This window comes from Ilumatobacter sp. (assembly GCF_049588435.1).
In the GTDB taxonomy this organism is placed as follows: Bacteria; Actinomycetota; Acidimicrobiia; order Acidimicrobiales; family Ilumatobacteraceae; genus Ilumatobacter_A.
Genome location: NZ_JBAVYV010000341.1, coordinates 1 through 10,137, shown reverse-complemented (window position 1 = coordinate 10,137; position 10,137 = coordinate 1). Strand labels below are relative to the sequence as shown.

The window sequence follows — 10,137 nt, the reverse complement described above, 5'->3', positions numbered from 1 at the left end:
CGGATTCGCGAACATCGGATTCGCGAACATCGGATTCGCGAACATCGGATTCGCGAACATCGGATTCGCGAACATCGGATTCGCGAACATCACGTAATTGGGTTCGGACGGGAGGTTCTCCTCGGCGAGCACGTCGACGAGGTCCTCGACGGATCTGCCGGCGCTCTCTTCGAACTTCAACAGGTACACCTTCTCGCTCTCGCACCCGATGCCCGCCCTTTCGAATGCTTGCCTGTCGGGGACCGCGGCGCCGGGATGGACGATCGAATACGCCCGCAGATATGCCTCTGGGATCAGGCAGAGGAGGTGTCCTGGACGCCGTGCGTATCCGCCGGCCCGTGGCGAGTAGGTGACGCGCTCGCGCCACGGTGTGTTGGGATAGGGCGGATCGTGCAATGGATCGTCGACTGCGGGGGACGGCTCGGAGGCCGGAAGCTTGTCGCTCATGATGGTTTCCCTTCGGTTGGCGGATCGGGTGGAGCTCGTACCGCGGCGAGGACTGCGGTGGCGAGCGATGCCGTCGCGACGATGCCCAGATCAGCGCCGAGGGTCGATTGAGCCGCGACAACGTCCTCCCCCAATTTCTCGGTCGCTCGCACACGGAGCGCATCGAGCTCGGCTTGGTCGGCGCTGTACAGGGTGTGGCTGGCTGCGGCCATCTCGCGCTGAGCCGACGACTGGAGCCGAACCGCCAACTCCCAGTCCCCGTCGCGCGCAGTGAGGCGAGCGGCAACGATCGCCGAGTAGGCGATCATCACCGGTTGTCCGATCTCGAGTGCGAGGTCGAGGCACGCTTGTTGATGTGACGCGGCGAGGTCGTACTGACCGAGATGCATCGCGATTTCCGCCAGATTGCCGTGTGCACTGGCGATGCGCGCCTCGAACCCCAGCTGCTCGTAGATCGAGAGCTCGCTCGCCAGCGCCTCGAAGGCCCCGGACAAATCACCGGATTCATAGCGGGCGATTCCGGCAAGGTTGCGCATCCTTGCCTGCCCGTGCAGCGACAACTCCCGATCGAGCGCCCGATCCGCGACGTGGATGGCGTCGTCGTGCCGACCCTCACGGAGCAGGATCTCGCCGCGGGTGCGGTCGAGTGCGGCGTCCTCCCACTCCGGTGCGCCCACGTCGTCGGCCAGGACCTGCGCCTCATCGAGTAGTTCGGTTGCCTTGGCCGTCTCCGCGCAACGCAGGTGGAGGTCGGCCAGAGCAGTGAGCATCACGACCCGAGTCGGTGTGGGGGCATCGAGCGACATCGCTGCCCGAGTGACCTCTTCGATCCCGCTCCGGAACGAGTTCGCTGCCTGGTGGTATCGAGCGAGCGAACACGCCAACTGCTGCGCTGTCTCCGGGTCGTTCAGCGCCAGCCGGGCGATCAGCGAGCGGATGTTGGCGAGTTCGACGGCGACCTCACCGATCCACCCGCGATCCGGTGTCAGCCACGGTCCGACGAGGTCCAGCAGACCCCGGGCCGCTCGGCCGCCGGTTGCGAGATCCTCGCCGTGCTCGATGAGCAGGCCTTCGGCGAACTCCTCGACCGTGTGGAGGAGGCGATACCGCGTCCCGTGCTCCGTGAGGTCGGCGACCACCAGCGACTTGTCGACGAGCGACCACACGAGTTCAGGGACATCATCGACGGCGAGATCGTCATCGGCGAGCGCCCCACCCGCCGCCGAGACCGAGAAGCTGCCGGCGAACACGCCGAGTCGGCGAAACGCGACCTGCTCGGACGGTTCGAGCAGTTCGTAGCTCCACGAGAGCAGGTCGGCCATCGTTCGGTGCCGAGTCGGCAGGGTGCGGTCAGAGCTCTTGAGGAGGCCGAAGCGGTCGTGGAGGCCGACGAGGATCTCGGGAACCGTCATGACGGCCACCCGCGCCGCTGCGATCTCGATCGCGAGCGGGAGCCCGTCGAGCTCGGCACACAGATGGGTCACCTCGAGTGTCGTTGCGTCGTCGAGGTCGAAGTCAGGTCGTCGCGCCCTGGCCCGGTCGACGAACAGCTGGACGGCGACCGACCAGTCCGAGTCCGAGCTGTCGACAGCGGGTGTCTCGACGTCGAGCGGACCGACTCGATACTGCTGCTCGCCGGCGACTCCAAGCGGCTCGCGACTCGTGGTCATCACTGCGACTCCCGAGTATCGGGTCAATTGAGGAAGGAGCTCGGTGCACGCCGGCATGTGGTGCTCGACGTTGTCGATGACGAGCAACGACCTGCTTTCACGTGCCCAGGACATCACGTCGGGCCATCGGTCTGAGTCGGACGGAGCCAGCCCGAGGGCGTCGGCAATCGCCGCGGGCACGAGCGAGTCGTCATCCACGTCGGCCAACGCAACGAACCACACGCCGTCGTCCCAGTCGTCGACAGCTGCGAGCGCACACTCGATCGCCAGTCGGGTCTTGCCCGTCCCTCCCGGTCCGACCAAAGTCAGGACCTGTTGCGTGTCGAGCAGCGCGGCAACCTCGCGCATCTCGCGGCCACGGCCCACGAACGAGGTGGGGGGTTTCACGAGATTGTGCCCACCGGCCGGGAGCGCACGAAGGGGCCGATCGACGATCGGGACGTTCCGAGGATCGAGGCGGTGGAGCAGTTCGGGCTGGTCGAAGTCGCGGACCCGGAACTTGCCGAGGGGGACAACGCTGCCCGGCGGGGGTCCCCGCGTGTACGACAGCGTCGTGTCGCTGACGATGATCTGGCCGCCATGGGCCGCGGACACGACCCGCGCCGCCTGGTGGATGGCGAGAGCGACGTAGTTGTCGCCGCGAGGAGCGGCCGTACCGGTATGGACACCCATCCGGACGCGGATTGTCCCGCCGTCCGGCCAGGTCTCTGCGGCGAGGGCTGTCTGGATCTCGGCGCACGTCGCAAGCGCATCGTCGGCTTCGGCGAATGCGACGAAGAACGCGTCACCCTCCGTGCCGACCTCGTGCCCACCACCCCGATCGAGTGCTGCCCGCACGATCTGGTTGTGACGATCGAAGATGTCGGGCGCTCGATCGGGCAATCGTTTCAAGATCTTCGTCGAACCTTCGATATCCGTGAACAGGAACGTGACCATTCCGGACGGGAGCGCGTTGGGCGATTCCGCTGGTGCCGTCTCAGCAGTCATGACCGAACCTCGTCCGCGTTCGAGCATCGTGCTCCGCTGCAGCTCCTCCCGACCCCACGAATCGAGTCTCGCGCACGTGTCAACTTCCGCTCGCGGTCATTCCGAACAGCGTGTACGAATCCACCCATTGTCAGTGGTGCAGCACCATGGAGCGGGGCGTCGAGTGTCTGACGAAGCGCTGCCGGTGTGGTCCCCGATGTCCCGACATCCGTCGAAATGATCCGGTGGACACGGATCGATCGCCATCGCCGTCAGCCGAGAAGGTTCTGGTTCTCCGGTTTGAACTGGCTGGCGACGAACGTGGCGCCCTGCGGGTCCTCGAGCGTGGTGCTGCGGACCCAGGGCAGGTCGGCGGGTGCGCTGATCACCCTGCCGCCGAGTCGCTGCGCGTCGGCCGCGGCAGCATCGGCGTCATCGACCCCGAACGTGATCCCCCAGTGCGCCGCTGCGTCGGTGTCCGCCGAGTCGATCACGACGACGCTGGCGACGACGTTCTCGAACCCTGCGGGAGCACCCATGTCTGCCATTCCGGCGCGCATGCCCGGGTTCAGTTCCTCCAGGAAGTCGCCATAGGCGGGCATGCCCCACATGAACATCCCCGGACCGGGCTCGATGAGCTCCCACCCGAACACCGTTCCGTAGAAGTCGGCGGCCCGAGCGGGATCGCGGGTGTACAGGTCGTTGAAGTTGACGCCGCCGTGCTCGTTCACCACGAGCGATCCACGGTGCCGGGCCGGTTGCCACACCGAGATCGTCGCGCCTTCCGGATCGCTGAACGTCGCCATCCGGCCCGCATCGAACACGTCGAACGGCTCGCTGACGATCGTGGCGCCGGCTTGCCGTGCGGCCTTGGTCGTGGCGTCGGCGTCGTCGACCCAGACGTAGGTGTTCCACGTCGGATCGGTCGGAGCCGTGCCGGAGTGCGACGCGAGCGCTGCCGCATCCCGGCCGTCGACGCGCGCCATGAAGTACTCGCCGGGCGCTTCGGCCGGCATCGTGTTCTCGCAGTCCCAGCCGAACAACTCGGCATAGAACGCAGCCGCGGTCGCCGGATCGGCGTACACGGCGTCGGCCCAACATGGAACGCCTGGGATGTAGCGGTCTCGGTCGGTCATCGGATTCTCCTCATCGTCGGCGAGGCGGTGCTGTCACCGCCTCCTCGAGACGAACGTAGAACCACATCCGGTCAGTTTCTGTCCGGAATTCCCAACTTCCGTCACGCTGCGATGTCTCCGTGCGATGCACCGATCGTTGCAGCGGACTCATGGTTGAGCGGATCTCGATCGTGGTACACCGACGCCTGCACGTCGGAGACACCGCGTGCAGAGCGACCGAGGAGCCATCGATGTGCAGAGTTCTCGCCTATGTAGGCCCGGAGATTCCATGCGGGAGCCTGCTCCTGGCGCCGGAGAACAGCCTGATCAACCAGACGCTGGACCCCGAGATGCACCCGCTCCTGCAGTTGGCGGGCTGGGGATTCGGCGCGTGGAGTGAACATCTGCTGAAGCCGGATGAGCCGTTGCGGTACCGACGTCCGATGGCGGCGTTCTACGACGACAATGCCGAGGGGATCATTCCGAGCTTGCAGGCGAGCACTCTGCTCGCACACGTGAGAGCTGCCGCATACGACGCCGGCACGGTGCTCGCCGACGAGAACTGCCACCCGTTCTCATTCCACGGGACACCCTTCATCATCGCTCAGAACGGTTCGCTGCCGCATTGGCAGGTGCTGCAGCGGGAGCTGCTGGTGCACTGCAAGGACGAGTACCTCGAACAGATGCGCGGCACGACCGACACCGAGTTCTTGTACGTGCTGCTCCTCTCACTGCTCGACGGAGACAGCAACGACGAGGTGCAACGCGGCCTCGAGGAGATGTTGCGTGTCATCGGGCAAGCGATGAAGAAACTCGACCTCGCCGGGCTGACCAAACTGAAGATGGCGCTGGTCGCACGGGATCGCATCATCGGGGTCAACTACGGCCTCGGTCACGAGGGTGAGGCCCACCCGACCGGCGACTGGCGAGAACTGCGCGACGCCGCGCCGGGCACCGACGACCATTCGCTCGCGATGCTCCTCGAACCCATGTATGTCATGACGGGTCGGAACTTCGAGGACTACGAACAGTCCTACGGCGTCGACGTGACACCCGCCGACGAGGCGACGTCGGCCATCTTCGCCTCCGAACCGCTCACCGAGGACACCGACGATTGGTCGGAGGTCGCGTTCGGTGAGATGGTCGTGCTCGAACGCAGCGGCGACGACATCTCGAAGACGATTCGCGAGCTGGACACCTGACATCGGAGTCAGCCGGGATCGGGGCTGTCGACGGCGACGGTTCCGATCACGTTGACGGCGTCGGCGAGATCGCTCGCCAAGTCGTCGAGGGGGCTTCCGTCGAGCTCGTGGCGCAGCGTCAGCAGTGATCGTCGCCGTCGTGCTCCGCCAGTGGGGCCTGGTCTGACGGTCATCATCGGCGACGACGAAGCACCTGCCGCACTCCCGACCCCCGCCGTGAACGCGCTGAGCAGAGCCAGAACCTAGGGTGCGATGTTGTGAGCCACGACCGCATCGAAGTCCGCAGAACCATTGCCGCCGATCCCACCGCCGTGTGGTCCGCAGTCACCGACATCACCCGCATGGGCGAGTGGTCCCCCGAGTGTCACACGGCCCGATGGGTCGACGGCGCGACCGGCCCAGCGACCGATGCCTGGTTCGAGGGCGAGAACCGCAACGGAGACTTCGAGTGGACCACCCGCGCCGTCGTCGTCGAGTGCGACCCCAACCGACGCTTCGTGTTCGAGGGTGACGCCGACGGATTCCGCTTCTCCCGCTGGGGCTACGAGATCGAGCCCATCGATGACGGGTGCGTCGTGACCGAGTTCAATCTGAGCTTCATTCCCGACTCGTTCCAAGCCATGTCCACCGAGATCTCCGGGGTCGACGATCGCGAGACCCACAACAAGGCAGGCATGGCGGCCACACTCGAACGACTCGCTACCGCACTCGAGGCCTGAGCCACGAACGTCCGCCGTCGTGACTGTGTTGATCGCCGGAGGCGGCATTGCCGGGCTGGCGATGGCGTTGACATGTCATCAGATCGGTGTCGATGCCACGGTCCTCGAATCGGACCGGAGGGTCGCCCCACTCGGAGTCGGAATCAACCTGCAGCCCAACGCCATTCGCGAGCTGTTCGACCTGGGGTTCGCCGACGACCTCGACCGCATCGGCGTCGAAGCCGACGAATGGACGCTCGCCGGGCGGAGCGGCAACGTCGTGTGGTCGCAGCGTCGAGGACGTTCCGCCGGATACCACTGGCCCCAATACTCCGTCCACCGAGGCGAGTTGCAGATGCTGCTGTATCGGGCCGTCCTCGACCGCCTCGGACCAGACGCCGTCCGCACCGGGCACCGGGTCACCGGCTACGAGGCTCGACGCTGCGGGCAACATGTGCGGGTCGTTGATCATCTTCGAAGCAGCCGACATCGCCGAAGCGACCACAACGATGTCCGCTGACCCCGACGTCATCGGCGTTCTCTTCGGGACCACGACGGTCACCCAGTTCATCGCCGCGGACTGGCCGACGACATCGGCCCGATGAGTCCCGATCTCGTGATTCCGGAACCGCGCGAGCGGGTGTGGATGGTCATCGCTCTGGTCATGGCGGCGACCTGCGTCGCTCAGGCATTCGGACGTTTCACGTGGGGCGTGGTGTTGCCCGATGCTCGCGACGACCTGCTGGGTGGCTCGAACTCGCTTGCCGGCTTCTTCGGGACCCTCAACGTGGCGGCCTACCTCGTCGGCACGCTGGCCGTGTCGTGGGCGTCGTCGCGGGTCACCCTGGTCGGGCTCGTGCGGATCGGACTGGTGATCTCGACCGCGGCGCTCGGCCTCGCGTCGATCGCTCCCTCGGGGCCGGTCCTCGCACTCGCCCTGATCGCGATGGGAATCGGGGGCGCGGTCATCTGGATCCCCGTGCCCGCGATCGCGGCCCGGTCACTGCCGCCGAATCGGTCCGGACTCGCGGTCGGCTTCGTCGGGTCGGGGGTCGGGCTGGGGATCGTGTTCGCCGGCCAGATGGCCGGGTACCTCGAACGTCGCGGCGACGGCGCGTCGTTCTGGCAGACCCTGTACCGCATCGAGTTCGCGATCGCCTTGGTCGTGCTGCTCGGAACGTTCCTGTTCCTGCGATCGCAGGGTGACCGCCCGTCCGGAGCGGGCGGGTTCGGCGGGATCACCGCGTTGCGTTCCGTGCGCGGCTGGGTCCCCGCGGTGATCGCGTATGCGGCGTTCGGGTTCGCGTACATCCTGGTCATCGGATTCCTCGTCGCGCGACTCGAGGACGACAGCGGGTTCTCGTCGAGCGCCGCGGCTCACATGTTCTCGCTCGTCGGCGCAGCGACCGTCATCGGCGGGCTCTCACTCGGACGACTCTCGGATCGCATCGGGAGACGGTTCACACTGACCTCGACGTTCGTCGTCTTCGGGCTGTGCGCACTGCTCGTCTTGACGGGACGACAACCGTGGGTCGCGTTCGCTGCGTTCGGGATCGGATTGATGTTCTCCGGGATGCCGTCGCTGATCATCGCTCACATCGTCGACAACACGACGGTCGACACCTACGGGCCCGCCTTCAGTGCGGCGACGCTCGCGTTCGGTGTCACCCAGATGATCTCACCCCAGATCGGCGGGGCGATCGCCGACGGGCTCGGATCGTTCACATGGGTCTTCGTCCTGTCCGCCGCCGTGTCCTTCATCGGCGCGGCATTCGCGAGCCGACTCCCAGCGGAACCACCCGCAGCCAGTCGATGACGATCTGCATGGCACCTCGCCGGCGGGTCGAAGCCCCAGCACCGAGGGCGTGCACGCACCGTCAGGCGAGAGTTGCGAGGGCTGCCGCGAGAAGGCGCCGACCCAAGGGGAAGGGCAAGATCTGTGTTGTCGACCGTCGTCGTGACGTGGCGCTACTCGCCACTGACCGGGTGGCACCCAGGTGAAACGGTTCGGGGTCAGCCTGCAGCGGCGGTGGCCAGCTTGGCAAGCGCTCCGGTTGCCATGTCGATCTGCGGCAGTGACGGGTCGATGCCGTGACGTTCCGCGATGAACGTCGGATCGTTGTACGTGATCGTGACACCACCGTCGCCTTCGACGAACAGCATCTTCTGGGGCAGATCGATCCCGACGGTCCGGTTGGCCTGCATCAACGGTGTGCCGATGTTCGGGTTGCCGAAGATCACTTCGATGATCGGCTGCAACTCGAGGCCAGCGCTGCCCGCATTGGCCTGGTGATCGATCTCGGCCACGAGGACGAGGTCAGGGTTTGCGTCGATCGCCGCGATCAGCCGATCAGCGGCATCTCGTGCCGTTCCCGGAGCGGAGGCCGACGTGATCCCGGCCGACTCCGTGATCTCCGCTGGAACACCGATGAACGGCAGAGCGTCCGGCGTCCCGGCGGCAGCGTTGCCGAGCGTCGTCAGGGCATCGGCAATCGTGGTGAGCTGCTCGTCGACGCCGGTCAGGCCGTGGCGCAACCGCAGGTACTCGGCGCTGTTCCAGTACACGTCGACGGCACCCTCGTCATCTTCGGTGATCAGGATCTTCTGGGGCAGGTCGAGCCCGGTCCCGGGGTTCGCCTGCATCAGCGGCGTGCCGAGCATCGGGTTGCCGAAGATCAGTTCGGTGGTCGGTGCCAGATCGAGGCCCACCGACGCGGCATTGGCCGCGTGGTCGATCGTTGCGACGAGTGTCAGCGCCTCGTTGCCCTCGATCGCTGTGGTGAGTGCAGCGACGCTGTCGTCGAACGACTGCGTGCTGTTCTGCGAAAGCACTCCGGGTGCAAGGTTGGGGTCGACCTGCTCGGGCGGTTGATCACCGACGGGGCTGGTGGTCGGCGCGTCGGTGGCCGCCGGTTCGGGGGCGAGCGTCGTGGGGCTCGAGTCCGACGAGGAGTCGCTCGAGGTGCAGGCGGTCACGGCGAGGCCAACGGCCGTGAGAAGGGGAAGGAGGGTCGTGCGCTTCATCGTGCGCTCCGTTCTGGTGGGCGGATCGGTATCGACCGGGCCTACCCGATCGACCCTGGCCGAAACGGCGACGGCTGGATAGTGCCGGCTCCTGACTTCGAGGTTCTGCGACGGTTCGTCGGTCAGTCTTCGGTGGCGGGTGCCGAGGATCGTTCGCGGAGGATCTGACAGACGCGGGCTGCTTGTCGGCTTTGGTGGTCGCGTTCGGCGACGTTGCGCGCGTGGTGCGCCGCTTCGGCGTAGAGGTCGGCTGCGAGTTCGAGGTCGCCGTTTCGTTCGTGAAGGTGCGCTGCGACTGCGTCGTATCTCGCAGTGTCGTGGTCGATTGTGGCGAGCGCGGCGAGTCCGGCGAGAGGTCCGGCGGCTTCGCCGACCGCGACGACCCGGTTGAGGCGCACGATCGGGGTGTCGGTGAAGCGCAGCAACTCGTCGTACCACTCGACGATTTGGGGCCAGTCGGTTTGGTCGAATTGCCGGGCGTCGGCGTGCAGCGCTGCGATCGCTGCCTGGACCTGGTACTCGCCGAGCCGGTCGAGTGCGAGTGCGGACTGCAGGATCTCGACACCCTCGGCGATCATGTCCGTGTCCCAGCGGCTGCGGTCTTGGTCGGCGAGGGTCACGATGCCCCCGTCCGCGTTGGTTCGGCTCGCGCGACGTGCGTGATGCAGCAGCATCAGTGCGACGAGACCGTGCACCTCGGGCTGGTCGGTGACCGAGGCGATTTGCCGGGCGAGTCGTATCGCCTCCGCAGCGAGGTCGACGTCGCCGCTGTAGCCCTCGTTGAACACGAGGTACAGCACCTTCAACACGATGGCCAGATCTCCCGGGCGGTCGAGGCCGCTGTTGGCGACGGTGCGCTTGGCGCGGCTGATCCGCTGCGCCATCGTTGCTTCCGGCACGAGATACGCCTGGGCGATCTGCGCGGTGGTCAACCCGCCGACGGCGCGGAGGGTGAGCGCGACCGCCGACGAGGCGGTCAGGTCGGGGTGGGCGCACAGGAAGTAGAGCTGCAAGG

General features: G+C 66.5%; 10 protein-coding genes. 5 read left to right on the top strand and 5 right to left on the bottom strand.

Going from position 1 to position 10,137, the window contains the following annotated elements:
• Positions 1 to 13: 13 nt before the first annotated feature.
• Entirely contained in the window at positions 14 to 97 is an 84-nt protein-coding gene (locus WBV89_RS13350) for a hypothetical protein (RefSeq protein WP_423981843.1), read from the top strand.
• Positions 98 to 443: 346 nt separating this feature from the next.
• On the opposite strand, the gene WBV89_RS13345 is transcribed toward WBV89_RS13350, so the two are convergent.
• Together WBV89_RS13345 and WBV89_RS13340 are read right to left on the bottom strand one after the other, a co-directional pair.
• Positions 444 to 3,104 carry an ATP-binding protein gene (locus tag WBV89_RS13345; RefSeq protein WP_423981842.1) on the bottom strand — a complete coding sequence of 887 codons (2,661 nt, stop codon included), beginning with the start codon at positions 3,102 to 3,104 and terminating at the stop codon, positions 444 to 446.
• A 251-nt stretch (positions 3,105 to 3,355) separates the two neighbouring features.
• Complete coding sequence (locus WBV89_RS13340; protein ID WP_423981841.1) at positions 3,356 to 4,219, bottom strand: VOC family protein; 864 nt, start codon at positions 4,217 to 4,219, stop codon at positions 3,356 to 3,358.
• Between the two features lie 230 nt (positions 4,220 to 4,449).
• Between WBV89_RS13340 and WBV89_RS13335 the strand changes: the two genes are divergently transcribed.
• Positions 4,450 to 5,400: a class II glutamine amidotransferase gene (locus tag WBV89_RS13335; RefSeq protein WP_423981840.1), complete on the top strand. Its 951-nt coding sequence runs from the start codon at positions 4,450 to 4,452 to the stop codon at positions 5,398 to 5,400.
• Positions 5,401 to 5,408: 8 nt separating this feature from the next.
• Here the strand turns inward: WBV89_RS13335 and WBV89_RS13330 are convergent, their stop codons facing one another.
• Positions 5,409 to 5,573, bottom strand: coding sequence for a hypothetical protein (locus WBV89_RS13330; protein WP_423981839.1), 165 nt, complete (start codon positions 5,571 to 5,573; stop codon positions 5,409 to 5,411).
• 84 nt (positions 5,574 to 5,657) lie between these two features.
• On the opposite strand from WBV89_RS13330, the gene WBV89_RS13325 reads away from it, so the two are divergent.
• The 3 genes from WBV89_RS13325 (at position 5,658) to WBV89_RS13315 (ending at position 7,914) form a co-directional block, all read left to right on the top strand.
• A complete protein-coding gene (locus WBV89_RS13325; protein WP_423981838.1) occupies positions 5,658 to 6,119 on the top strand; it encodes an SRPBCC family protein in 462 nt (153 codons plus the stop codon).
• 19 nt (positions 6,120 to 6,138) lie between these two features.
• A complete protein-coding gene (locus WBV89_RS13320) occupies positions 6,139 to 6,618 on the top strand; it encodes an FAD-dependent monooxygenase (protein WP_423981837.1) in 480 nt (159 codons plus the stop codon).
• An 81-nt stretch (positions 6,619 to 6,699) separates the two neighbouring features.
• On the top strand, positions 6,700 to 7,914 hold the full coding sequence (locus tag WBV89_RS13315; RefSeq protein WP_423981836.1) for an MFS transporter: 1,215 nt from the start codon (positions 6,700 to 6,702) through the stop codon (positions 7,912 to 7,914).
• A gap of 197 nt (positions 7,915 to 8,111) precedes the next feature.
• On the opposite strand, the gene WBV89_RS13310 is transcribed toward WBV89_RS13315, so the two are convergent.
• Together WBV89_RS13310 and WBV89_RS13305 are read right to left on the bottom strand one after the other, a co-directional pair.
• A complete protein-coding gene (locus tag WBV89_RS13310) occupies positions 8,112 to 9,122 on the bottom strand; it encodes a DUF302 domain-containing protein (protein ID WP_423981835.1) in 1,011 nt (336 codons plus the stop codon).
• A gap of 122 nt (positions 9,123 to 9,244) precedes the next feature.
• A partial coding sequence (locus WBV89_RS13305; protein ID WP_423981834.1) for an RNA polymerase sigma factor occupies positions 9,245 to 10,137 on the bottom strand: 893 nt, incomplete at its 5' end.